The sequence below is a fragment of the Aeromonas sp. DNP9 genome (assembly GCF_001728955.1).
GTDB lineage: Bacteria > Pseudomonadota > Gammaproteobacteria > Enterobacterales > Aeromonadaceae > Aeromonas > Aeromonas veronii.
The window spans coordinates 33355-58278 of sequence record NZ_LYSQ01000029.1; the positions used below are offsets into that span (position 1 = coordinate 33355).

The 24924-nt window shown below is 59.5% G+C and carries 22 protein-coding genes; 11 read left to right on the forward strand and 11 right to left on the reverse strand.

The features are described 5' to 3' along the window. Positions 1 to 54: 54 nt before the first annotated feature. Together A9G06_RS18340 and A9G06_RS18345 are read left to right on the forward strand one after the other, a co-directional pair. Positions 55 to 1416 (forward strand): ADP-ribosyltransferase, encoded by a 1362-nt coding sequence (locus A9G06_RS18340; protein WP_069556160.1) that lies wholly within the window; start codon positions 55 to 57, stop codon positions 1414 to 1416. Between the two features lie 228 nt (positions 1417 to 1644). Further along, on the forward strand, positions 1645 to 3180 hold the full coding sequence (locus A9G06_RS18345; RefSeq protein WP_069556161.1) for an ADP-ribosyltransferase: 1536 nt from the start codon (positions 1645 to 1647) through the stop codon (positions 3178 to 3180). 118 nt (positions 3181 to 3298) lie between these two features. Here the strand turns inward: A9G06_RS18345 and A9G06_RS18350 are convergent, their stop codons facing one another. Then, positions 3299 to 4063, reverse strand: a complete 765-nt coding sequence (locus tag A9G06_RS18350; RefSeq protein WP_069556162.1) for an EAL domain-containing protein — start codon at positions 4061 to 4063, stop codon at positions 3299 to 3301. A gap of 506 nt (positions 4064 to 4569) precedes the next feature. Between A9G06_RS18350 and A9G06_RS21695 the strand changes: the two genes are divergently transcribed. After that, positions 4570 to 4932 (forward strand): DUF1778 domain-containing protein, encoded by a 363-nt coding sequence (locus A9G06_RS21695; RefSeq protein ID WP_083243837.1) that lies wholly within the window; start codon positions 4570 to 4572, stop codon positions 4930 to 4932. Beyond that, complete coding sequence (locus A9G06_RS18360) at positions 4871 to 5464, forward strand: GNAT family N-acetyltransferase (RefSeq protein WP_069556164.1); 594 nt, start codon at positions 4871 to 4873, stop codon at positions 5462 to 5464. Before A9G06_RS21695 ends, A9G06_RS18360 begins: the two co-directional genes overlap by 62 nt. A 154-nt stretch (positions 5465 to 5618) precedes the next feature. Here A9G06_RS18360 and glyS read toward each other — a convergent pair whose 3' ends face one another. Together glyS and glyQ are read right to left on the reverse strand one after the other, a co-directional pair. After that, positions 5619 to 7688 carry a glycine--tRNA ligase subunit beta gene (gene glyS, locus A9G06_RS18365; protein WP_021229264.1) on the reverse strand — a complete coding sequence of 690 codons (2070 nt, stop codon included), beginning with the start codon at positions 7686 to 7688 and terminating at the stop codon, positions 5619 to 5621. A gap of 9 nt (positions 7689 to 7697) precedes the next feature. Next, positions 7698 to 8621 carry a glycine--tRNA ligase subunit alpha gene (gene glyQ / locus A9G06_RS18370; RefSeq protein WP_005339464.1) on the reverse strand — a complete coding sequence of 308 codons (924 nt, stop codon included), beginning with the start codon at positions 8619 to 8621 and terminating at the stop codon, positions 7698 to 7700. 222 nt (positions 8622 to 8843) lie between these two features. Between glyQ and A9G06_RS18375 the strand changes: the two genes are divergently transcribed. Together A9G06_RS18375 and A9G06_RS18380 are read left to right on the forward strand one after the other, a co-directional pair. Continuing rightward, positions 8844 to 9416, forward strand: coding sequence for a DNA-3-methyladenine glycosylase I (locus tag A9G06_RS18375; RefSeq protein ID WP_005339466.1), 573 nt, complete (start codon positions 8844 to 8846; stop codon positions 9414 to 9416). A 129-nt stretch (positions 9417 to 9545) separates the two neighbouring features. Next, entirely contained in the window at positions 9546 to 10202 is a 657-nt protein-coding gene (locus tag A9G06_RS18380) for an OmpA family lipoprotein (protein ID WP_005339468.1), read from the forward strand. Between the two features lie 144 nt (positions 10203 to 10346). Here A9G06_RS18380 and A9G06_RS18385 read toward each other — a convergent pair whose 3' ends face one another. Beyond that, positions 10347 to 10694: a RidA family protein gene (locus tag A9G06_RS18385; RefSeq protein ID WP_069556165.1), complete on the reverse strand. Its 348-nt coding sequence runs from the start codon at positions 10692 to 10694 to the stop codon at positions 10347 to 10349. A 21-nt stretch (positions 10695 to 10715) separates the two neighbouring features. Then, positions 10716 to 10961, reverse strand: a complete 246-nt coding sequence (gene tusA, locus A9G06_RS18390; protein WP_005339470.1) for a sulfurtransferase TusA — start codon at positions 10959 to 10961, stop codon at positions 10716 to 10718. A 169-nt stretch (positions 10962 to 11130) separates the two neighbouring features. Here tusA and A9G06_RS18395 point away from each other — a divergent pair, with 169 nt between their 5' ends. Next, positions 11131 to 11322, forward strand: coding sequence for a hypothetical protein (locus A9G06_RS18395; RefSeq protein ID WP_005339471.1), 192 nt, complete (start codon positions 11131 to 11133; stop codon positions 11320 to 11322). 75 nt (positions 11323 to 11397) lie between these two features. On the opposite strand, the gene A9G06_RS18400 is transcribed toward A9G06_RS18395, so the two are convergent. The 6 genes from A9G06_RS18400 to A9G06_RS18425 form a co-directional block, all read right to left on the reverse strand. Beyond that, the gene (locus A9G06_RS18400; RefSeq protein ID WP_069556166.1) at positions 11398 to 12636 is read right to left on the reverse strand and encodes an ABC transporter substrate-binding protein; all 1239 of its coding nucleotides are present in this window, start codon (positions 12634 to 12636) and stop codon (positions 11398 to 11400) included. A gap of 4 nt (positions 12637 to 12640) precedes the next feature. After that, positions 12641 to 14086 carry an ATP-binding protein gene (locus A9G06_RS18405; protein WP_005357365.1) on the reverse strand — a complete coding sequence of 482 codons (1446 nt, stop codon included), beginning with the start codon at positions 14084 to 14086 and terminating at the stop codon, positions 12641 to 12643. Further along, positions 14083 to 14805: a response regulator transcription factor gene (locus tag A9G06_RS18410; RefSeq protein WP_005339475.1), complete on the reverse strand. Its 723-nt coding sequence runs from the start codon at positions 14803 to 14805 to the stop codon at positions 14083 to 14085. The genes A9G06_RS18405 and A9G06_RS18410 overlap by 4 nt, the downstream gene beginning before the upstream one ends. 278 nt (positions 14806 to 15083) lie before the next feature. Further along, complete coding sequence (gene fadA / locus A9G06_RS18415; RefSeq protein ID WP_198868326.1) at positions 15084 to 16268, reverse strand: acetyl-CoA C-acyltransferase FadA; 1185 nt, start codon at positions 16266 to 16268, stop codon at positions 15084 to 15086. Next, positions 16269 to 18416, reverse strand: coding sequence for a fatty acid oxidation complex subunit alpha FadB (fadB, locus tag A9G06_RS18420; RefSeq protein ID WP_069556167.1), 2148 nt, complete (start codon positions 18414 to 18416; stop codon positions 16269 to 16271). A gap of 204 nt (positions 18417 to 18620) precedes the next feature. Then, complete coding sequence (locus A9G06_RS18425) at positions 18621 to 20558, reverse strand: acetoacetate--CoA ligase (protein ID WP_069556168.1); 1938 nt, start codon at positions 20556 to 20558, stop codon at positions 18621 to 18623. A gap of 191 nt (positions 20559 to 20749) precedes the next feature. Between A9G06_RS18425 and pepQ the strand changes: the two genes are divergently transcribed. Genes pepQ through hemG form a run of 4 tightly spaced genes read left to right on the forward strand, consistent with a single transcriptional unit; the run spans position 20750 to position 24715 of the window. Then, on the forward strand, positions 20750 to 22072 hold the full coding sequence (gene pepQ / locus A9G06_RS18430; protein WP_041210605.1) for a Xaa-Pro dipeptidase: 1323 nt from the start codon (positions 20750 to 20752) through the stop codon (positions 22070 to 22072). Continuing rightward, positions 22072 to 22689 (forward strand): YigZ family protein, encoded by a 618-nt coding sequence (locus A9G06_RS18435; RefSeq protein WP_069556169.1) that lies wholly within the window; start codon positions 22072 to 22074, stop codon positions 22687 to 22689. The genes pepQ and A9G06_RS18435 overlap by 1 nt, the downstream gene beginning before the upstream one ends. 36 nt (positions 22690 to 22725) lie before the next feature. After that, the gene (locus A9G06_RS18440) at positions 22726 to 24183 is read left to right on the forward strand and encodes a TrkH family potassium uptake protein (RefSeq protein ID WP_069556170.1); all 1458 of its coding nucleotides are present in this window, start codon (positions 22726 to 22728) and stop codon (positions 24181 to 24183) included. A gap of 7 nt (positions 24184 to 24190) precedes the next feature. Next, the gene (gene hemG, locus A9G06_RS18445) at positions 24191 to 24715 is read left to right on the forward strand and encodes a menaquinone-dependent protoporphyrinogen IX dehydrogenase (RefSeq protein WP_005339483.1); all 525 of its coding nucleotides are present in this window, start codon (positions 24191 to 24193) and stop codon (positions 24713 to 24715) included. Positions 24716 to 24924: the final 209 nt, after the last annotated feature.

The window sequence follows — 24924 nt, forward strand, 5'->3', positions numbered from 1 at the left end:
CTGTTGATAGCCTCTCCTAGACTGGCGGCGAAACATCACAAGAAGACAATCATCATGCAGATTCAAGCAAACACCGTCGGCACACAGGCCGTCGCTCACCACAGTGATGCAACCACAGGGGTTGGCCGGATGGGTCAGCTGGAGGCGCGTCAGGTCGCCACCGGACAAGATGCGATCTTGCTGGGCAACCGCAGCGAGCCGCAGAAAGGGCAGGGGCTGCTCTCGCGATTGGGGGCCCAACTGGCCCGCCCGTTTGTGGCCATCAAAGAGTGGATCGGCAATCTGCTGGGGAGCGGCAAGAGTGCCGCTGCGCCGAAGACTCAGGTAGCAGAAAACCTCTCCATGGCGGATCAGAAACGTCTTTTTTTGCAAAAGGCACTGCCCTATACCCTGAGCGCGCTCGACAAGACAAGCGAGCTGAAAAGTATCAATGCTGAACAACTGCGCAAGGACCACACCACGCTGGCGACTGGCAACGGTGCTCTGCGTTCCTTGGTCACTGCCCTGAGCGGTATTCGTGATGGATCAAAAATCGAGGCAACCACTCATCAGGCCGCCCGCCTGCTTGAACTGAATTTGGGCGGGATTGCTCTACAGCAATGGGGAACCACGGGCAGGCAGGCCAGCGAATGGGTGAGCTCCGCCACGCAGGAGCAACTTGGTGAGGTTGCAGCCGGATTGAACGACCTGATGCATGAGGTTGCCCAATTACGCTATGCCGTCGAGAGCGAAGTTAAAGGTGAGCCCGCCGACAAGGCGCTGGCTGAGGGCTTGCAGAATCAATTTGGCCTGGAGGCTGAACAATATCTGGGTGAACAGCCCCACGGTCTTTACAGTGATGCTGAAGTCATGGCGCTTGGGCTCTACACCAATGGCGAGTACCAGCACCTGAATCGCTCGCTGCGTCAGGAAAAGCAGCTGGATGCAGGGCAAGCGTTGATCGATCAGGGCATGACTGCTGCTTTTGAAAAAAGCACTCCCGCCGAGCAGTTGGTCAAGACCTTCCGCGGTACCCACGGTGGCGATGCGTTCAGCGGGGTGACAGAGGGGCAAGTCGGTCATGATGCTGCTTATTTCTCTACCTCCCGGGATCCCAAAGTGGCCATCAACTTTGGTGGTTCAGGCACTATTTCCACAGTATTTGGCCGCTCGGGGATCGATGTCAGCGACATATCCGTTGAAGGGGATGAGCAGGAGATCCTCTATAACAAGGCGACGGATATGCGGGTGTTGCTGAGTGCCAAAGATGAGCGGGGAGTCACCAGGCGGGTACTGGAAGAGGCCAAGTTGGGGGAACAAAGCGGCCATAGCAAGGGGCTGTTGGATGCGTTGGATTTGGCAAGAGGGTCGGGCGGTGCCGACAAGCCGCAAGAGGTTGATATCCGTCTGAAGATGCGTGGCCTCGATCTGGCGTGACCAGATAGCACGAGAACTGATACCAATGGACACCCTCGGGTGTCCGTTTTTTATTCTGGCGGGAGTGGACTATAGGGGCTCAGTGCAAGTTGGTGGCTCTCTTTTTTTAGGTTTTCGGTCAGCGAGATAGCACGCCGCGCTCAGTACAAAAATCGCGACCAATCCCGATAGTCCCTGTTGATGGCCTCTCCTAGACTGGCGGCGAAACATCACAAGAAGACAATCATCATGCAGATTCAAGCAAACACTGTCGGCACACAGGCCGTCGCTCACCACAGTGATGCAACCACAGGGGTTGGCCGGATGGGCCAGCTGGAGGCGCGTCAGGTTGCCACCGGACAAGATGCGATCTTGCTGGGCAACCGCAGCGAACCGCAGAAAGGGCAGGGGCTGCTCTCGCGATTGGGGGCCCAACTGGCCCGTCCGTTCGTGGCCATCAAAGAGTGGATTGGCAACCTGCTGGGGAGCGGCAAGAGTGCCGCTGCGCCGAAGGCGCAAACCGCCACGTCCCCCGAGGATCTTCAGCGTCTGATGAAGCAGGCTGCATTTGGTAGCTCGCTGGGTGGCTTTGCCAAGGCGGACATGTTGAACAACATCGCCGCCGAACAACTGGGCAAGGAGCACGCCACTCTGGCGACCGGCAACGGCCCACTGCGCTCGCTCTGCACCGCGTTGCAGGCCGTTGTCATCGGCTCCGAGCAGCCGCAACTCCGTGGGTTGGCTGCCGGGCTGCTGGCCCGCCCCATCGCCGGTATCCCGCTCCAGCAGTGGGGCACTGTGGGGGGCAAGGTGACCGAGCTGCTCGCCAGCGCCACCCCCGAACTGCTGCAGGAGGCGATGAGCCAGCTGCACACCGCGATGGGTGAAGTGACCGACCTGCAGCGGGCCGTCAAGGCTGAAATCGCTGGCGAACCGGCGCAAAGTGCGACCACCACTGCGGATGCGGCACCCGTCCAAAGCGGTGAGAGCAAAGGGGCTGCCCGCGAACAGGTCGCCATGGGCCGCCAGACTCCGGCCACCGGCTACAAGCTGGCGCTGGATCTTATCAGCTATCAGGCCAGCTACCTGCTGCGGGATCAAACCTCGACCGAGGTGACCCTGAGCAGCAGCGATCTCAATGCCCTGCATCAACACATTGCCGATGGCTCCATCAACAGTTCCCACATGGCCAAGTTGCAGACCCGTGGCGATCTGCAAACCCTGCGTACTCTGGCGCTCTCGCTGGCCAGCGGCAGCGACGCCAAGGGCTCTTCCCTTGGTCATGCCCTCGACAGTCTCGCCTCGGCGCGCCCCAACCAGCGGTTGGTGCTGGGCGGCCTGATGCAGTTTGCCGGTCAGACCGATCAGGCGTGGGTGAACCATACAGCTGGCAAGCCGGAGGATCGGCTCGATGCCGGGGCGCGACTGCGTTTTGACACCGGCCATATGCAGGCGGAGCTGGGGCGTCTCGGCGACAGCGAGGCACGGCAGGTGCTGCAACAGCTGGAAGGGGCTTTTGGTGATCGGGCCAGGGCTATCTGCGACTTCGCGGTGGCTCAGGTCTCCGGCTTTGCCGATAGCGAAAGCAGCCCTGAGGCCGTGCTGGTCTCCCGCCTGACCCGCATGGGCAATCTGGTGGGCAGCCTGACCGATGCGCTCAAGGAGCGGCTGCAACTGCCCGGGTCCGCCCGTGGCGAGCCGACCATGATCGACTCCGCCAGCCAGCTGACGCCGCTCGAACTGGCTGCGCTGGCTCATATCGGCGTCGATGAGAGCTATCTGTAAACCGTCAGCACACAGCCCCTCGGGGCAAGGTGATATGAGATAAAAACGGACACCCTCGGGTGTCCGTTTTCTTTATTCGGGCGGGAGTGGGCTGAGGGGTCAGTGCAGACCGATTTGCTTACAAGCTGGCGAAATCCACTTCGGGCAGGGTTTCGAGGCCGGGGCGGGCAAACAGATAGCCCTGCATCAGGCTGACGCCCATCTCCCGCAGGCAGGCCATCTCTTCGCGGGTCTCGATCCCCTCCGCCAGCGGGGTGATCTGCAACTCGGCAAACAGCGCCAGACAGTGGCGCACTATGGCTTGCCGGGTCGGGTCATGGTCGATGCCGCGCAGCAGGTGCATATCGAGCTTGACGATGTTGGGGTGAAAATCGGCCAGCAGGTTGAGGCCCGAGTAACCGGCGCCAAAGTCATCGATCGCCGTCTTGAAGCCGAGCGCCTGATAGTGATCGACGATGCCGCGAAGATGCTGGCTATCCTGCACCTGCTCCACCTCGGTCAGCTCGAACATGATCTGCTCGATGGGAAAGAGATGCTCGCGGGCCGCCTGCAGGGTGGTGCGGATGCAGCGCTCCGGGCGGTAGACCGCATTGGGCAGAAAATTGATGCTCAGCATGCCCCGCATATCGAGCCGTGCCGCCAGCGCGATGGCCTTGATGCGGCACAGCTGATCGAAGCGGTAGCGATTGCCGTCGTTGACCCGGGCAATCACGCTCTGCGCCGGTTCGTTGTTGATCCCCCGCACCAGCGCCTCATAGCCGAATATGGTGCGCTGGCTGCAATCGACGATGGGCTGGAAGGCCATCGTGAAGTCGAAGTCGAGCTCGGCTTTCTCCTGACACAGCTGGCAGATGGCGGGGGATGGGGCGGCAGGTATATCCATGACTTTCCTCTTGGGCGTGGCGGCGCTGGGCACTGTCTCAAATGATAACAGCTGATCACCCCCCTGTAGGTTCGATTAGCGCAGCGTAATCGGACGAACGAAAAGCTTTGATTGCGGTGGTTGCCGTGCATTAGAGGCGGCCAGCCGTAGGTCAGAATTTGGTTGTGATGGCGGGAGAGCCCATTTGCGCGAACGTTTGATTACGTCTGAAGGCTGATCGAATCTACCACTCTATCCGTACAATGACCGTACGGTGTTGACACGAAATGGTCACTGTCGTATAGTCTCATACGGCTGATAGCCGTACGAGATGAAATAATACATATGTAAATTAGAAATCATAAATATAGATATATATTAATCACTTTAAAATTAAATACTTAACTAAGCAAAACGTCTCATTAAAGGAGTTAAACATGTTCAATTTTTGCCACGTAAAGAGGGCGCATCGATTATCGATGTAAAGATTCATTAGGAGGAAATACGAAACAGTAGCGAGGATTTTTATGAAGAATTTATCCGTATTGTCGGCAAATCCTTTGGATTTACCGAAAAACAGTAGGATCGAGCTGAAAACAAACAGCGAGATCAAGGAAATCTTACGTCAAGCTGCGACCAGTAGCGGCATTGATATGACTGCATTCATTGTTCAAGCTGCGGCAGAGAAAGCTAGGAAGGTTTTGCTAGAGAGCCAAGTCTTCTTTCTTTCATCTCCTATGTTTGACAAGGTGTCTGAAGCTATCAATGTCGCCTCTGAGCCGACAGCTTCTCTAATTGAGTTGCTAACAACAGAGGAGTGCCTTTTCGATGACCGTCATTCAAAACACCGACGTCAATGCAAACCAAAACCAACCGCAGAGTCGGTTTAAGTTTGAAAAATATACCCCTGGAATGGAAATCCAAGGGGTGAAGCAGTTTAACTGTGGTGAGCCTGCTTTGAGCAACTATGTTGCTAAAATGATGCCGAAGCATGTGTCCCAAGGGATGAGTGTATGCCAGCTTTTGTTGGACTCTGAGTCTGATGAAAAGTTGGTTGGATTTTACACACTACAGAGCTTTTCTTTGGTACGGGAGTTTTTAGCGTATTCTAGTGGCCCTAAAATCATCCCGGTGACACGGTTAAGCATGCTGGCAGTGGATGTCGCCTATCAAGGCGAAGGTCATGGGAAACGAGCGTTGAAGCATGCGCTTTCTGAGATTTATAAAGCCTCCAGTATTGTTGCTTCTCATGGAGTTTTCATCGATGCAATTGAGGGGAAAGTTGATTTTTATGAAAAATTTGGCTTTTTCCCTATCGGTGACCCCAGAGAGCAAGGGGGAGTTGTAACTACACCTATGTTCTTGCCTATGTCTGTTCTGGCTAAAGCATTCGCAGAAGCAGATAAGAAGCAATCAAGTTAATTTCACTCTTAGTCAGTGAATGAATACGAAGCCTGTCATCATCAGTGACAGGCTTTGTTCATTTTTGTGTGTGGAACATAAATGATTTCATCTTCTTGAATAGAAAAAAGGCGCCTTACGGCGCCGTTTTTATTATCACTCAACCCAACCAAAATCACTGCAGCAGGGAGATATCCGCGACTTGCAGGAACAGGTTGCGCAGGTTGTTCAGCAGTGCCAGACGGTTGGCCTTGAGGGCCTCGTCGTCGGCCATCACCATCACTTCGTTGAAGAAGGTATCGACCGGCTCGCGCAGGGCGGCCAGACGGGTGAGGGCAGCCTGATAGTCACCGGCTGCGAACAGCGGGGCCAGTTCGGCTTGCAGTTCGGCAACCTGGGTGGCCAGTGCCTTCTCGGCGGCATCGACCAGCAGTTCCGGTTTGACGGCAGTCGGCAACTCGCCTTCAACCTTGGCCAGAATGTTGCTCACGCGCTTGTTGGCGGCAGCCAGTGCCAGTGCGGCATCCAGCGTGCGGAAGTGGCTGACGGCCTTGACGCGACGATCGAAGTCGAGCGGACGGGTCGGGCGGCGGGCCAGTACGGCCAGCACCACATCGGCACCGATACCTTCGTCCTGATAGGCGGCGCGGAAGCGGCCCAGCATAAAGTCGACCACGTCGGTGACGACGGTTTTGTTGGTCAACTTGTCGCCGTAGACGCGTACCGCTTCTTCAACCAGTTCAACCAGATCCAGATCCAGCTGCTTCTCGGTCATGATGCGCAGGGCACCGATGGCGGCGCGACGCAGGGCGAACGGATCCTTGTCACCCTTCGGCAGCATGCCGATGCCGAAGATACCGGCCAGGGTGTCGAACTTGTCGGCCAGCGCGACGGCGCAGGCAACCAGACCGGACGGCAGGGCATCACCGGCAAAGCGCGGCATGTACTGCTCGTTGAGGGCCACGGCAACCGCTTCGTCTTCGCCATCGTGACGGGCGTAGTGCATCCCCATGACACCCTGGGTGTCGGTGAACTCGCCGACCATGTTGGTCATCAGGTCACACTTGGAGAGCAGACCGGCACGCTTGGCCTGAGCCACGTCGGCGCCGATACGCTCGGCGATAAAGCCGGCGACGGTCTCGATGCGCTCGACCTTGGCCTTGACGGTGCCCAGCTGTTGCTGGAACAGCACGGTTTCAAGGCGCGGCAGGCGGGAGGCCAGGGTCTGCTTGAGGTCGGTCTTGAAGAAGAACTCGGCGTCAGAGAGACGGGGGCGAACCACCTTCTCGTTGCCGCTGATGATCTGGCTCGGGTCTTTGGACTCGATGTTGGTGACGAAGATGAACTTCGGCAGCAGCTTGCCGTTCTTGTCGTAGACCGGGAAGTACTTCTGGTCACCCTTCATGGTGTGAACCAGCGCTTCAGCGGGAACGGCCAGGAACTTCTCTTCGAAGTTGGCGGTCAGCACCACCGGCCATTCGACCAGTGCGGTAACCTCTTCCAGCAGGGCGTCGTCCAGATCGGCCACGCCACCGAAGGCGGCAGCGGCCGCTTCGACGTCAGCCTTGATCTTGGCCTTGCGCGCCATGAAGTCGGCAATCACCATGCCGCGCTCCTGCAGGATCTGCGGGTACTGGCTGGCGTTGTCGATGGTGAATTCGCTCTCGCCCATAAAGCGGTGACCGCGGATGGTGCGGGCAGAGTCGATACCCAGAATGTGGGCGGGAACCAGCTCGCCATCCAGCAGCAGGGTCACGGTGAAGACCGGACGCACGAACTGGATGGTCTTGTCGCCCCAGCGCATCATTTTCGGGATCGGCAGTTTGGCCAGCGCCTGGCTAACCAGCTCGCCCAGCAGATCGACGGCCGGACGGCCTTCGACCTTGGCGGTGTGAACCAGCCACTCGCCCTTGTCGGTGACCAGACGCTCGGCCTGCTCAACGGTGATGCCGTTGCCACGGGCCCAGCCTTCGGCAGCCTTGGTCGGTTTGCCTTCTGCATCGAACGCCTGCGCCACGGCCGGGCCGCGCTTCTCGACGCTCTTGCTCGGCTGTTCGCCGGCCAGCTCGCTTACCTTCAGCGCCAGACGGCGCGGTGAAGCAAACCACTCGACGTCGCCGAAGGCCAGATCGGCCTTGGTCAGTTCGGCTTTGAAGTTGTCGGCAAAGGCTTCGGCCAGGGAGCGCAGGGCTTTGGGCGGCAGCTCAGCAGTACCGATCTCTACCAGAAATGTATGTTGTGCCATGTCCGTTCCTTAACCTTGCTTGTTCTCACTGCGCTGACACATAGGGAAGCCCAGCGCTTCGCGGGAGGCGTAGTATGCCTCTGCCACGGCCTTGGTCAGGGTGCGAATGCGCAGGATGTAGCGCTGACGCTCGGTGACCGAGATGGCCTTGCGGGCATCCAGCAGGTTGAAGGAGTGAGCGGCTTTGAGGATGCGCTCGTAGGCAGGCAGCGGCAGCGGTTTTTCCAGTGCCAGCAGATTCTGGGCTTCCTTCTCGTACTGCTCGAAGCAGTGGAACAGGAACTCCACATCGGCGTGTTCGAAGTTGTAGGTGGATTGCTCCACTTCGTTCTGGTGGAACACGTCGCCGTAGGTGGTCTTGCCCAGCGGGCCGTCAGACCAGACCAGATCGTAGACGCTGTCTACGCCCTGAATGTACATGGCCAGACGCTCGAGACCGTAGGTGATCTCGCCGGTGACCGGCTTGCACTCGAGGCCGCCAACTTGCTGGAAGTAGGTGAACTGGGTCACTTCCATGCCGTTCAGCCACACTTCCCAACCCAGACCCCAGGCACCCAGCGTCGGGTTTTCCCAGTTGTCTTCCACGAAGCGGATATCGTGGATTTCAGGATCCATGCCCAGCTCTTTCAGGGAGCCCAGATAGAGTTCCTGAATGTTGTCGGGGGAAGGCTTGATGATCACCTGGAACTGGTAGTAGTGCTGCAGGCGGTTCGGGTTTTCACCGTAGCGGCCGTCAGTCGGACGGCGGGACGGTTGCACGTAGGCGCAGGCGATGGGCTCCGGGCCCAGGGCACGCAGACAGGTCATGGGGTGGGAAGTACCGGCACCCACTTCCATATCCAGCGGCTGAATGATGGTACAGCCCTGGCGGGACCAATAGTCCTGCAGCTGCAGGATCAGGCCCTGAAAGGTTTTGACATCGAATTTTTGCATAATTTTTTTCGCGCGAAGTGAAAATCAGAGCAAGATTTGCTGAATGTGAACCGAGGGAGTATACCGTCTGGCATGGTCGGATAATAGGCGAAATTGCAGCGGATTCGCGGGATGGTGCTGCGCCCTGGCTGGTCGGGCGGGCTGTCCGGTATATGATGTGAGCAGTGCCGCCTGCAGAGTGGGCAGGGTCGGGCAAACCGCTGAAATAACGAGGGAGAGGAAATGGAACTGCGTTGCGCTTGGGTGACCAAGGACCCGGAATACATTGAATACCATGACAAACAGTGGGGCAGGCCGGTCTATGACGCCCGCGAGCTGTTTGCCAAGCTCTGCCTCGACGGCCAGCAGGCGGGGCTGTCGTGGATCACCATCCTCAAGCGCACCGAGAGCTACTACCGCGCCTATGCCGACTTTGATCCGGTGCAGATTGCCCGCTTTGACGAGCAGGATGTGGAGCGGTTGATGCAGGACAGCGGCATTATCCGCAACCGGCTCAAGGTGCAGTCGATCATCAGAAATGCCCGCGCCTATCTGGCGTTGCAGGAGCAGGGGATCGACTTCGCCGACTACCTGTGGGGCTTTGTTGGCGGCGCCCCCATCGTCAACCAGCGGCAGGGCAACGGCGATATTCCGGCCACCTCGCCGGAGTCGGATGCCATGTCGAAAGCGCTCAAGAAGCTCGGCTTCAACTTCGTTGGCAGCACCATCTGTTACGCCTTTATGCAGGCGGTGGGGATGGTGAACGATCATCTGGTCAGCTGTCCTTGCCACGCCGAGTGTCAGTTACCGCGCTGACAACCCGCCGATTGCCCAAAAAAACACCACTCTCGCCATCTGTTCAGGCTTGCGTCAGACAATGGCGTGCCAGCGCGTTACAATCCGGCCCCCGGCATGGTGCCGGATTGTTTTCACAGAGGTTTTTTCATGCGAGCCAAGATCCTGGTGCCTGCTCTGGCACTGACCGTTGCCCTGAGCGGCTGTACCACCAACCCCTACACAGGTGAATCCCAGACCTCCAAAGGTGCCTGGGGCGCGCTGGCTGGCGCCGCTGCCGGTGCGGCCGTAGGTGCGCTCTCCTCCAGCAAGGGTGACCGCAAGAAGGGCATCCTGACCGGTGTTGCTGCCGGCGCGGCGCTGGGTGGCGGTATCGGCTACTACATGGACGTGCAGGAAGCCAAGCTGCGTGAGAAGCTGCAGGGCACTGGCGTCAGCGTGACCCGTAATGGCAATGAGCTGATCCTCAACATGCCGAACAACGTGACCTTCGACAGCTCCAGCTCCCAGCTGAAAGCGGCCGGTGCCAACACCCTCTCCGGCGTGGCCATGGTGGTTGCCGAGTTCGACAAGACCCGCCTGAACGTGGTCGGTCACACCGACAGTACCGGTTCCCGCGACCTGAACATGAAGCTCTCCCGCGATCGTGCCGATGCCGTTGCCGCCCAGCTGATTGGTCAGGGCGTAGCAGGTAGCCGCATCTCCACCACCGGCGTGGGCCCGGATCAGCCGGTTGCTACCAACAGCACCGCCGCTGGCAAAGCCCAGAACCGCCGCGTGACCATTACCCTGACCCCGACCGCCTAAGTCGCTCAGGTTTCGGTAACGAAAAGGCCCCGCCAGTGATGGCGGGGCCTTTCTATTGGAGCCGTTGCGAGCAATGCTGCCTTGTTGCTTGCTCCCTTCTCCCCTCGTGGGAGAAGGGGCGGGGATGAGGGGGATAAGCGCCTCTTAGACTGCCGCAGTCAGCTGTACTTCGACCTTGTAGCCTTCGTGGGCTAAGCGGGTTTGTACACAGGCGCGCACGGGGGCGGTGCCAGCCGGGATCCAGGCATCCCACTGCTCGTTGAAGGCGGCGATGTCCTGAATGTCTTTCAGATAGATATTGGCCATCAGGATCTTGTCGACGCCGGAGCCGTTGGCTTCCAGCAGGCGCTGCAGGCTTGCCAGCACTTCGCGGGTCTGCTGGTGGATATCGGCCTCTTCGCTGACGGGCACTTCCACCACGTAGAGGGTGCCATTGTGGATGACCACGTCTGACCAACGCTGGGTGGTGCCGATTCGGGTAATGGTTGTCATGGAGTGCTCCAGTACGGGGGCTTATTGACCCTTGCGGATCAGATAGCGGTAGGGGGCCTGCTCTGTCTCGCTGGCGACCAGGGTGTGATCCATAAAGCGGCAGAAACTGGGGATGTCGCGGGTGGTTGAAGGATCGTCGGCGCTGACCAGCAGGGTCTCGCCATCCGCCATCAGCCGCACTTTCTTGCGAACCATCATAACGGGTTCCGGGCAACGAAGCCCGATTGCGTCCAACTCATGAGTTGCGCCGCAGAATAAATCACTCATCTATTATCAACCTTCAACCTATTCGGCTGCCAATGATACTCAGGGCTAAAAAATAATCAAACAAACGCCCCATCAACCAGCATATGTAACCGAAATGTTATTCGGCCCTATCCAGCTTGCGCCGGACGAGTAATATAAAAATTGAACCATATTCAACAAGGAGGTGAATATGCAGGTCTCCTACGGCAGATTACAAGCCTATGCAGGCATGGGGTTCTTGTCCTTCGCCATGATAGTGATGGGTAGCCCGATCGGGAATACCGGTACCTGGTTCGGCTCCATGGTGATGGTCGGGTTGGGGCTCTGGATCGAGCTCAGCGATTACTATGACGAGGATGAGGACGAGAACGATCAATCCTGAATCGGATGACGATTCAGCAACAAAGGCGGAGCAATTCCGCCTTTGTCATTTCTGCTGTTTGGCAATGTGCCCGGATCAGCGGGTCGAGCGCATCGCCCGCTCCAGATGCAGCGCCGTCTGCTCCGGGTTGGCCTTGGGGTCGTTGAAGAAGTTGCTCAGCACATCGAGGATCGCCTGCCGCATATTGGTCGGTGTCGCCATCCCTTCCGCCATGCTGGGCAGCAGGTTGTCCTGCTTTTCCGCCAGCAGGAAATCCTGATAGGAGCGGATGGCGCAGCGATCAAACTTGCTCATGTTTGGCTTGGTCAGCGCCGGGATCGACCCCTTCACCCGGTTGAACTCCTCCTGAAACTTCGGCGTCATCAGCAGCTGGGCCAGCTCCCCCTGTGCCTGCAGCTGGGCCGGATCCCGCTGTTTGAACATGGCGATGGAGTCGAGGTTGTAGCTGAACAGCCCGGCGCTGCCCGGGCTCGGCAGACAGGCGATATCCTCACCCGGTCGGTAGTTGCCCGCGCTCAGCTCACCCTTCACCCAGTCCCCCATCACCTGCATGGCGGCGCCACCGCTCTCCAGCAGATTGGTGGCCTGATGCCACTTCAGACCGGCGTATTTTTGCGGCACATAGGCGCGCAGCTGCTGGAAGCGGGTCAGCACCCGCACCATGTCGGGGCCGGTCAGGGTGGCGCTGTCCTGCTCGAGGAACGCCTTGCGATAGAATTCTTTACCGCCCTCACCGAGCGCCACCGTTTCAAACAACACTGCCAGCTGCCAGGGCTCGTTGCCGATGGCGAGCGGAGTGATGCCCCGTTTTTTAAGCTGCTCGGCAACAGTGACAAACTGGGCCCAGTCAGTGGGCGGAGTCAGCTTGTTGCGCTCGAAGATCTTGCGGTTGAGCCACAGCCAGTTGACCCGGTGGATGCCGGTGGGCACCGCCATCAGAGCGCCATTCTGGCTGAGGGTGGCACGCACCATGGGCGGCATCTGACCGTACCAGCCGAGGTGTTCGGCCATGGGGGTGAGATCGCGCAGGAAGCCGAGTCCGGCCCACTCCTTGAGCTCATAGCCCTTGAGGTGGGCCGCTTCGGGCGGGTTGGCCGCCAGTGCCCGGCTCTTCAATACCGTCATGGCGCTCTTGCCGCCGCCGCCCTGCACTGCAAAGTCGTTCCACTGGTTGCCCTGTTTGGTCCACTCGGATTTGAGCACTTCGACCGCTTTCGCTTCGCCGCCGGACGTCCACCAGTGCAGTACCTCCACCTGGGAAGCGGCAACTGGAGCAGAGAGCAGGGCGATGACAGAAAAAGACAACCACTTCATAAGGTTACTGCCTTGGTAGGGAGAGCGTGGCCTGCAGGCCACCTTGCGGACGGTTTTCCAGCACCAGATCGCCGCCGTGGGCGTGGGCTATGTTGCGGGCGATGCCAAGACCGAGGCCGGTGCCAGCCTGATCCGTGCTGAGCCGGTAATAGGGTTCGAAGATACGCTCGAACTGATCGTCCGGCAGGCCGGGGCCCTCATCCATGATAAAGAGAATCAGCATCTCCTCGTCATCCATGATGATGATGCGCACCTTCTGGCCATACTTGATGCCGTTGTCCACCAGATTGCCGATGCAGCGTTTGAGCGCCAGCAGCTTGCCGCGGTAGGGCCACTTGCAGTGCCCTTCGATGGTCAGCCGCTCGTCGTGCAGGTTCATCGACTCCGCCATCTGTTCAAGCAGGGCGTTGATGTCGATCTCCTCGATATTCTCGTGAATGTCGGTCTCTTTGACCGTCTGCAGCGCCCCTTTCACCATCAGCTCCAGTTCGTCGAGATCCTTGTTGAACTTGGCGATCTGTACCTCGTCATCGAGCAGCTCGACCCGCAGCCGCAGTCGGGTGATGGGGGTCTTGAGGTCGTGGGAGATGGAGCTGAACAGCCGTTCCCGATCATCGATATAACGGCGGATGCGGTGCTGCATGATGTTGAAGGCGCGGGTCGCCGCCACGATCTCGGATGCGCCCTCCTCCTTGAGTGAAGGCTGATCGATATCCTTGCCCAGATTCACCGCCGCCTTGGCGAGACGGCGCAGCGGGCGGGTCTGCCAGCGCACCAGCATAAAGGTGAAGAAGCAGAGGAACACGGTCATCAGAGCGATGAAACGCACCTGGTTGCTCGGCATCACGGTATCGTCGAGGGTCATGTAGGGGGCGGGCAGCAGGGCCGCCAGATAGAGCCACTCCCCCTTTTCAATCTCGATCTGGGTCACCAGCACCGGCGGATTGAGCGGCTCCAGCGACAGGGTGTAACGGGCCCAGGAGGAGGGGAGATCCGCCAGCAGGGTGTCGTTGTTGAAGACGTGGAGGTCATCGGGGCGGGAGAAGTCCACCTTGATCGCCATGGCATCGGAGAGCTTGCGGGTCAGCACTCCCTGCACCTCCTCCAGCACCTGCGTCTTGCGTTCGCTGTCGGGGATGGCGTTGATGTGGATCTCTTCCTCATTGAGCGAGACGAAGAAGCGGCTGCCCCCCATGTTGCGCAGCTGGTCCAGCGCGATATGGCGATACTGCAGCGGCAGGGATTTGAAGAAATTGACGGTGGAAGCGGCAGACATGGCGAGGTTGCGGGTGGTGCTGAGCATCCCCTCCAGCTCCCGCTTCTGGATCTGCTGCATCCAGATGCCGGTCAGAATGGTCTGGGAGAGCAGGATGGCCAGCAACAGCAGCAGGATCATCCGTGACAACAGGGAGCGGGGCACCAGCGCCCCCCAGGACCACTTGTTGCTCATGGCAGCTCGTGCACCTCGGCAATCAGCATGTAGCCACTGCCGCGAATGGTCTTGATGATGCGCGGGCTCTTGCCGTTGTCGCCCAGCTTCTGGCGCAGACGGCTGATTTGTACGTCGATGCCGCGCTCCATCGGCAGGCTTTCGCGGCCGCGGGTGGCATCCGAGATGGTGTCCCGATCCAGCACCACGCCGGGCTGCTGCAGGAACATGCCGAGCAGCATGGCATCGCTGCCGGAGAGATCCAGCAGGCTGCCATCATCATGGGTCAACTGGTGGCTCAGGGTGTCGAGGGTCCACTCGGCAAAACGCAGGCGGCGGCTCGGCTCTTTCTCTTTTTCCGGCTGGCGGAATTCGGCGCGGCGCAGCAGTGCCTTGATGCGGGCCTGCAGTTCGCGGGGGCTGAACGGCTTGGCGATATAGTCGTCGGCGCCGAGTTCGAGGCCGATCACCCGATCCGCTTCGTCGGAGGCGGCGGTCAGCATGATGATGGGCACCTGGGAGTCACGACGGATCTGCTGGCAGAGGGTAAAACCGTCCTCGCCGGGCATCATGATGTCCAGAATAATCAGGTCCGGGCTGTGCTGGGCGAGTTGCTGGCGCATCTCGTTACCCTCCGCCGCCGTCAATACCTGAAAGCCCGCCCGGGTCAGGTATTCATTGAGCAGCTCGCGGATCTCTTGGTCGTCATCGACGATCAGCAGTTGTTTGCTCATTGACATATGTATGTGCATCCACCCATTTTTTTGTGCAGATTGAACCTGTCGGGGGAGTAAAAAGCAAGCAAGCCCCCTATCTAATGTGAGGTTTAAGGCAATAACAGCCTATTGATAAGATTAAAACGAAAAAAGGCCGACCCAAACGGGACGGCCAACAGACAGCTTCTGACCACTGACGAGCACCCCGTGTGGCGATCGTCACAGACTTGAAAAGGGGCCAGTCAGACTGGCCCCGAAAAGGGACAACTCTCAGTAGTGCATCCCGTCGATCCGGCTGGTTATCACACCCGTTCAAACACGGTGGCGATGCCCTGACCCAGACCGATACACATGGTGGCAACCCCCAGGGTGGCATCCTTCTCCTCCATCAGATTGATGAGGGTGGTGGAGATGCGGGCACCGGAGCAGCCGAGCGGGTGGCCCAGCGCAATGGCGCCGCCGTTCAGGTTTACCTTCTCGTCCACCAGATCCTGCAGACCCAGATCCTTCACGCAGGGCAGGGACTGGGCGGCAAACGCCTCGTTCAGCTCGAACAGGTCGATATCACCGACAGTCAGACCAGCCCGTTTGAGCGCCTTCTGGGTAGCCGGCACCGGGCCGTAACCCATGATGGCAGCGTCACAGCCGGCGATGGCCATGGCACGTACCTTGGCGCGCGGCGTGAGGCCGAGGGCCTTGGCGCGATCCGCGCTCATCACCAGCATGGCGGCGGCGCCATCGGACAGGGCCGAGGAGCTGCCGGCGGTGACGGTGCCGTTGACCGGGTCAAACACCGGGCGCAGCTGGCTCAGAGTTTCGACCGTGGTCTCCGGGCGGATCACCTCGTCGTAGTCGTAGAAGAAGCGGGCGCCGCTAGCGTCATGGCCTTCCAGCCCGACGATCTCCTTGGCAAAGCGCCCTTCCACGGTGGCGGCGTGAGCGCGGCGATGGGAGCGGGCGGCAAACTCGTCCTGCTGCTGGCGGCTGATGCCGTGCAGCTTGCCGAGCATCTCGGCGGTCAGCCCCATCATGCCGGAGGCTTTCGCCACCGACTTGGCCATGCCGGGGTGGAAGTCGACGCCGTGGCTCATCGGCACATGGCCCATGTGCTCGACGCCGCCGATGATGAAGATATCCCCGTCACCCACCTGAATGGCGCGGGAGGCGTCATGCAGCGCCTGCATACTCGAGCCGCACAGGCGGTTGACGGTAACCGCCCCCACCTGCTTGGGAATGCCGGCCAGCAGCGCGGCGTTGCGGGCGATGTTGAAGCCCTGCTCCAGAGTCTGCTGCACGCAGCCCCAGTAGATATCCTCGATCTCGTTCGGGTCGAGGTTGGGGTTGCGCAGCAGGATGGATTTCATCAGGTGCGCGGACAAGTCTTCTGCACGCACGTTGCGGAAGGCGCCGCCCTTGGACCGGCCCATCGGGGTCCGGATACAGTCGACAATGACTACGTCTTTCATGAATGGATCTCCTTTCCGCAATCAGTAGAAGGTTTTGCCCTGGGCGGCCATCTCACGCAGCTTGTCGCTGACGCGGTAGAGCGGGCCCAAGTCGGCATACTGGTCGGCCATGGCCACGTAGCGATCCAGACCAATGGTGTCCAGATAGCGGAACACGCCGCCGCGGAAGGGAGGGAAGCCCAGACCGTAGACCAGTGCGATGTCGGCTTCGGCTGGCGTGGCGACAATGCCCTCTTCCAGACAGAGCACCACCTCGTTGATCATCGGGATCATCATGCGAGCGATGATGGCGTCCTTGTCGAAATCCTGTTTCGGCTTGGCAATGGGGGCCAGCAGCTCGTAGCTAGCTGCGTCGGCCACCTTCTTCGGCTTGCCCTTCTTGTCCTGCTCGTAGGCGTAGAAGCCCTTGCCGTTCTTCTGACCGAAGCGGTTCACTTCGTACATCACGTCGATGGCAGTGCGACCTTCCTTGCTCATCCGTGCCGGGAAGCCCTGCGCCATCACGTCACCGGCATGGTGACCGGTGTCGATGCCGACCACGTCCAGCAGGTAGGCGGGGCCCATGGGCCAGCCGAACTCCTTCTCCATCACCTTGTCGACGGCGGCGAAGTCGGCACCATCGGCGACCAGCTTGTTGAAGCCGAAGAAGTAGGGGAACAGCACGCGGTTGACGAAGAAGCCAGGGCAGTCGTTGACTACCACCGGGGACTTGCCCATGGCGGCGGCATAGGCCACCACGCGGTTGATGGTTTCATCGGATGTCTGCTCGCCGCGGATGATCTCAACCAGCGGCATGCGGTGCACCGGGTTGAAGAAGTGCATGCCGCAGAAGTTCTGCGGGCGCTTCAGCCCCTTGGCCAGCAGGGAGATGGGAATGGTGGAGGTGTTGCTGGCGAGCACGGCGTCTTCGCCAATGATCCCTTCCACTTCGCCCAATACGGCGGCTTTCACCTTGGGATTCTCGACCACGGCTTCGACCACGACGTCCACGCTTTTGACGTTGTCATAGCTGAGGGTCGGGGTAATGGCAGAGAGCACCTGGCCCATCTTGATGCCGTCGATGCGGCCCTTTTCGAGCTGACCGTTGAGCAGCTTGGTGGCTTCACCCATGCCAAGTGCCAGCGCCTTCTCGTTGATATCCTTCATCACTGCCGGAATGCCCTTGCTGGCAGACTGGTAGGCGATGCCGCCCCCCATGATGCCGGCACCCAGTACGGCGGCGTGGCCGGTGGCCTTGCTCGCCTGCTTGGCAGCCTTCTTGGCCAGTGCCTTGATGTGCTGATCGTTGAGGAAGATACCGACCAGCGCCTTGGCCACGTCGGTTTTGGCCAGCTTGATAAAGCCCTGTGCTTCAACGACCAGCGCCTCGTCACGGCCCATACCTGCGGCGGTTTCGACGGTTTTCACCGCAGTCATCGGCGCCGGATAGTGTTTGCCCGCCACAGCGGCAACCATGCCGGCGGCGGTGGTGAAGCTCATCATGGCTTCCAGTTTGGAGAGGCGCAGCGGCGCTTTCTTGGCGGCGCGGCGGCTCTGCCAGTCCAGCTTGCCCGCGATGGCGTCCTTGATCATCTGCAGCGCAGCGCTCTGCAGCGCCTCTGGCGCGACCACGGCATCGATGGCACCCACCTTGAGGGCGTCATCGGCACGGTAATCCTTGCCGGTGGTGATCCACTCGAGCGCGTTGTCGGCGCCGATCACCCGCGGCAGACGGACTGTGCCGCCAAAGCCCGGCATGATGCCGAGTTTGGTCTCGGGCAGGCCGATTTTGGCGGTGGTGTCGGCCAGACGGAAGTCGGTGGAGAGAATGGTCTCGCAGCCGCCGCCCAGAGCGTGGCCTTTGATGGCGGAGAGGGTAGGAACCGGCAGATCTTCGATGGCATTGAAGATGTCGTTGGCCTTTTTCAGCCAGCCGAGCAGATCTTCTTGCGGCAGATCGAACAGTTCCAGGAATTCGGTAATGTCGGCACCGACGATAAAGGCGTCTTTGCCGGAGGTGAGGATCAGACCTTTTAGTTCACGTTCTTGTTGTAATGCGGCGATCGCTTCGCTCAGGGAGAGCAGGGTAGCGCGATCCAGCTTGTTGACTGAACCCGGGGCATCAAACCTCAGCTCGGCAATGCCGTTTTCGAGGTAGCTGACCGACAGGGTTTCGCCTTGGTAGATCATGAGAGTGTCTCCTTGTTCCCACTCAGTGGGGAGTGGTGCTCCTTAATCCCCAGCAGGGGGCGAGGCTCACTATTGATCCAAAAGGAGACATTTTCAACACCTATTTAAAACATTTGTTTAACAGTTATCGAGTAAAAGCTCCTCATCACAAAACGGGCAAAAGAGAGGCGCCTTGCGGCGCCCCGGATAGATGTGAGTTTGTTATCAACTGGCCAGTTCCGGCCGGTTGCGATACTGGTTCAGCACTTCGGGATCGGCGAGGGCGTGGGTATTGTTGACCGGCCGGTTGTGCACCACTTCCCGTACCGCCAGCTCGACGATCTTGCCGGACTTGGTGCGTGGGATGGCATCCACCTGCAGGATGCGGGCGGGCACGTGGCGGGCGGTGCAATGTTGCTTTATTTGCTGGCGAATGCGCTCGCGCAGCGGCTCGTCCAGCTTGCAGCCCACCTTGAGCTTGACGAACAGCACCACCCGCTCGTCCTGCTGCCACTGCTGGCCGATGACGATGCTCTCCTCCACCTCGTCCAGCTGCTCGACATAGCGGTAGATCTCGCTGGTGCCGATGCGCACGCCGCCCGGGTTGAGGGTGGCGTCGGAGCGGCCATAGAACAGAATGCCGCCGGTCGGGGTCAGCTCGATCCAGTCGCCGTGGCACCAGATGTTGTCGAACCGCTCGAAGTAGGCCGCATGGTACTTGTCGCCGTTCTCGTCGCCCCAGAAGTAGATGGGCTGGGCCGGGAACGGCTTGGTACAGACCAGCTCGCCCTTCTCCCTCTGCACCGGCTGGCCCGCCTCGTTGAATACCTGCACCGCGAGACCGAGGCCGCGCCCCTGACTCTCGCCGCGATAGACCGGGCTGAGCGGGTTGCCGATGACGAAGCAGGAGCAGATGTCGGTGCCACCTGAGATGGAGCTGAGCTGCACGTCCTGCTTGATCTGCTCGTAGACGTAGTCGAACCCCTCCGGCGACAGCACGGATCCGGTGCTGCAGATCAGCCGCAAGTGTGGCAAGTCGTGGGTCTTGATCGGGGCATATCCCTGTTTGTGCAAAGCATCGAGATACTTGGCCGAGGTACCGAACAAGCTGACCTGCTCGTCGCGGGCCAGATCCCACAGCACATTGCCATCCGGGTAAAACGGCGAGCCGTCATAGAGCACCAGAGTGGCGCCGGAGGCGAGCGCGCTCACCAGCCAGTTCCACATCATCCAGCCACAGGTGGTGAAGTAGAAGATCCGCTCCCCCGGCTTGATGTCGCAGTGCAGCTGGTGCTCTTTCAGGTGTTGCAGCAGGGTGCCGCCGATGCCGTGGACGATGCACTTGGGTTTGCCGGTGGTGCCGGAGGAGTAGAGGATGTAGAGCGGGTCATTGAAAGCCATGGTCTCGAACTGGAGGCTGGCGTCTGGCTGGCTCGCCAGTAGTTGCTGCCAGTCATGGCCAAGCTGCAGCGCGTTGCCGAGCAGGGGGATCATCACCGTCTGCTCTATGCTGTCGATCTGGCTGATGACCCCTGCCACTTTGTCCTGAATATCGATGGCCTTGCCGTTGTAGCGATAGCCATCCACGGCAAACAGCACTCGCGGCCGGGTCTGGCCGAAGCGCTCTACCACGCTGGCCTCGCCAAAGTCGGGGCTGGTGGAGGTCCAGATCGCCCCCAGACTGGTGGTTGCCAGCATGGCTACCACGGTTTCCGGGATATTGGGCAGATAGGCGGCAACCACATCGCCACGACCAATCCCCTGATTGCGCAGCCATTGAGCCAGCCGGGCAACCTGTTCCCCCAGCTCACGCCAGCTCAGGGTGCGGCTTGGGCTCCCTTCGATGCGGGAGATGATGGCCGGGCTCTCGTCCTGGCGGCGCAGCAGGTTTTCGGCGAAGTTGAGGCGGCTGTCGGGGAACCAGCGGGTGCGCTGCATATCCTGACGATTCTCCGCCACTATGTTGCCGAGTTCGCCCTTGACGCCGCAGTGCTGCCACACCAGCGGCCAGAAGCGGGTGGTCTTTTCCACCGACCATTGCCACAGCTGCGGATAGTCCTGTAGTTGCAGGCCGTGGAAGCGGTTCACCTCTGCCATAAAGCGGTAGAGGTTGGATTGCTGCATCCTGAGCGGATCCGGTTGCCACAGGCAGAGGTTGTCCATGAGTAATCCCTGACTTCATGTATCTTCCGGCAGTGTATTGAATTGTTTTTGATTTGTTAACGGTTGGTTCTCTGTTGATAACAAACACGTTTGTAACGTATGCGTTACCTCACGAAGCGGCAGCTTGACGGGTCGAGCCGCCAAGCGCTTGATGTTATGCTGCAATCACATTCACCTCGGAGCAGGACGCCATGAGCAGCTACAGCCAACTTTTTGCCCAGCATCTCGATACTTTGCAGCAACGCACCCGCGATATCCTGCAGCAACAGGGACTTGGCGGGCTGGCCATCCACTCCGGCCAGACCCACCGCATCTTCCTCGATGATCAGGATTACCCGTTCAAGGTAAACCCGCACTTCAAGGCCTGGTTGCCGGTACTGGACAATCCCCACTGCTGGCTGCTGGTGGACGGGGTGAACAAACCAATCCTGCTGTTCTATCGTCCGGTCGATTTCTGGCACAAGGTGGCGGATCTGCCCAATGCCTTCTGGGTCGAGTTCTTCGATATCCGCTTCCTGACCCGACCGGAACAAGTCGCCGATCATCTGCCGGGCAACAAGCAGGAGTGGGCCTATCTGGGCGGTCATCTGGAAGTGGCCGAGCTGCTTGGTCTGACCCAGCCCAATCCCGAGGCGGTGCTTAACTATCTGCACTATCACCGCGCCTACAAGACCCCCTACGAGCTGGAGTGTCTGCGCGAGGCGAACCGGATCGGGGTGCGCGGCCATATCGCCGCCAAGGACTCCTTTATGGCGGGGGCGAGCGAGTTCGAGATCAATCTGGCCTACATGAAAGCGGTCGGGCAGGGGGCCAATGAGGCGCCCTACGGTAATATCGTCGCCATCAACCGCAATGCGGCCATTCTTCACTACACCCATCTCTCGGCTGTGCGGGTGCCTGATGCCGAGCGTTACTCCTTCCTGATCGATGCGGGCGTCGATTTCCACGGTTATGCCTCCGATATCACCCGTACCTGGGCGTGGCGCCGCGGCGAGTTTGCCGATCTCATCGCGGCGCTGGATGCGCAGCAGCAGGAGATCATCGGCGAGATCAAACCGGGCCGTCGCTACAGCGAGCTGCATCTGCAGATGCACCACAAGCTGGCGCGCCTGCTGCAAGCGACCGAACTGGTGGATATGTCGGTAGACGAGATGATCCACACCGGGGTGACCAACGTCTTCTTCCCCCATGGTCTCGGCCATTTCCTTGGTTTGCAGGTGCACGATGCGGGCGGTTTCATGCAGGATGAGCGTGGCACCCATCTGGCAGCTCCCGAGCAGTTCCCCTATCTGCGCTGCACCCGGGTGATGGAGGTGGGTCAGGTGTTCACTATAGAACCCGGTCTCTACTTCATCGACAGCCTGCTGGAGCCGCTGCGTCAGGGCGAACAGGGCAAGCGGGTCAACTGGAACAAGGTGGAGGCACTGCGTCCGTTCGGCGGCATCCGCATCGAGGACAACGTGGTGCTGCACGCCAACGGGGTGGAGAACATGACCAGACAAGCAGGACTCTGATGGCGGCAGCGTACTCCATTCCGGCTGCCCCGCTGGAGTTGACCGAAGAGATAAAGAAGAGCCGCTTCATTACCCTGATCGCCCACACCCCGACCGTCGAGGCGGCCAAGGGGTGGGTCAACGAGATCAAGCGCCAACATCCGGCCGCGCGCCATCACTGCTGGGCGTTTGTGGCTGGTGCGCCGCAAGATAGTCAGGTTTATGGCTTCAGTGATGATGGCGAACCGTCCGGCACGGCTGGCAAGCCGATCCTGGCCCAGCTGATGGGCTCGGGGATCGGTGAAATCTGTGCCGTGGTGGTGCGTTACTACGGCGGCATCCAGCTTGGTACCGGTGGACTGGTCAAAGCCTATGGGGGCGGCGTCGGTGCCGCCCTCAAGCAGCTGCCTACCCTGCTCAAGGTGCCGCGCACTCCCTCTCTCATTCACTGCGATTACGGTGACATGGGGGCAGTCGAGTCGCTGATCAGCAGCCATAATGGCGAATTGCTGGCGGCGGATTACGGTCAGCAGGTCACCTTGCAGGTGGCGTGGGAGTCCTCGGTATGGGCTCAGGTGGACCGTGAATTGACCGACCGGACTCATGGGCGGGTATCCCTCAGCCCCTTAGATGGCTAGAATCCATCGCTCTTTAATTGGGGAAAGGGAGCTGTAATGCACATTCTGAGCATTATTCGCATTGTTGGCCTGCTGGTTGCGCTGTTCAGCTCGACCATGCTGTTGCCTGCACTGGTGGCCTTTGGCTATCGGGATGGTGGTGGTGCCGAGTTCGTCAGCTCTTTTCTGATCGCCCTGCTGCTCGGCGTGGTGCTCTGGTTTCCCAATCGCTATCACAAGAAGGAGATGCGCTCGAAAGAGGGCTTTCTGATTGTGGTGCTGTTCTGGACCGTGTTGGGTAGTGTGGGGGCGGTGCCCTTCATCATGAGCGATGTGCCGGATATGTCGGTCTCGGAGGCCTTCTTCGAATCTTTTTCCGGCCTGACCACCACTGGCGCAACGGTACTGACCGGGCTCGATAACCTGCCCAAGGCGTTTCTGTTCTATCGCCAGTTGTTGCAGTGGCTGGGGGGGATGGGGATCATAGTGCTGGCGGTTGCTGTGCTGCCGCTGCTGGGGATCGGGGGCATGCAGCTCTATCGGGCGGAGATCCCGGGGCCGGTGAAGGATACCAAGGTGACGCCGCGCATCGCCGAAACGGCCAAGGCGCTCTGGTTCATCTATCTGCTGCTCACCGCACTCTGTGCGCTGGCCTACTGGCTCGCCGGGATGACGCTGTTCGATGCGGTCTGCCATTCGTTCTCGACTCTGTCGGTCGGTGGCTTCTCCACTCACGATGCCAGCATCGGTTTCTTCAACAGTCCGGTCATCAACCTGATTACCGTGGTGTTCCTGCTGCTGGCCAGCGTGAACTTTGCGCTCCACTTTACCGTTTTCTCACACCGCCCGGTGCGGCTCGGTCGCTACCTTTACGATTCTGAACTCAAGGTGTTTCTGGCCATCCAGGCGACCCTGGTGATGATCTGCTTTGTCGCCTTGCTGACCCACGGACACTACGCCACCTGGCAAGAGGCGCTCAACCACGGTCTTTTCCAGGCGGTCTCTCTGGGGACCACCACCGGCTACAGCACCACGACCTATGCAGATTGGCCCTCGTTCCTGCCCATGCTGCTGATGTTCTCCGCCTTTATTGGCTGTTGTGCAGGCAGTACCGGCGGCGGTATCAAGGTGATGCGTTTCATGATCCTGTTCATGCAGGGGATGCGCGAGTTGAAGCGGTTGGTTCACCCCAGAGCCATCTATACCTTGAAGCTGGGGAATCGGGCTGTGCCCGAGCGCATCGTTGAGGCGGTGTGGGGCTACTTCGCCACCTATATTATTCTCTTCTTTATGTTCATGCTGCTGTTGCTGATGACGGGGCTGAACGAAGTGACCGCATTCACCGCTGTGGCTGCGGCTTTCACCAACGTAGGCCCGGGTTTGGGAGAGGTATCAGCCAACTTCGGCAATATCTCGCCGGCGGCCCAGTGGGTACTGGTGTTGGCTATGTTGTTTGGCCGATTGGAAATTTTCACGCTTCTGGTACTGTTTACTCCTGCATTCTGGCGTAGTTGAGGTTGTTATGGACAAGATTCTGGTGCTTTATTCCTCTCGGGATGGCCAAACCCGCAAAATAGTCGATGTCATGCTGGAGCAGATGCCGGGATGCGAAGTGGTGATGCACGACCTGCACACCTTGCCGATGTGCAACCTCAGCAAGTATGCCAAGGTCTTGATCGGAGCTTCTATCCGTTATGGCAACTTCCACCCCAGCCTGTTCAGCTTTATTCATGCTCATCAGGAGCAGTTGGAGGTGGCCAATGCGGCCTTCTTCTGTGTCAACCTGACGGCCCGCAAGCCAGAGAAGCAGACGCCGCAAACCAATGCCTATATGAAGAAGTTCCTGCGCCTCTCTCCCTGGAAGCCGAAAACCCTGGGGGTGTTTGCCGGTGCGCTACAATATTCCCGCTATAACTGGTGGCAGACGCGCATCATCCAGCTGATCATGAAGATTACCGGTGGCAGTACAGACACCAGTAAGGACATTGAATTTACCGATTGGGAAAAGGTGCGCAGCTTTGCCCGCGAATTCTGGTCGAAAAGGTAGCAGTGTGATGTGAATTCAGGGTTTCTTGCCCGAAACAGCCCCGCCGATGCGGGGCTTTTGTTTAATAAAGCAACGGTTGAACCGAAAAACTGTAAAAAGTGCCTTTTTTTGCAGTTTTCCTCTTGTCATCCCGGCGCGGCTCCCTATAATGCGCCCCTACCAGCACGGCGGAACACGCCAAACTGATGAGCCAGCTTCCTTGTGAAGTC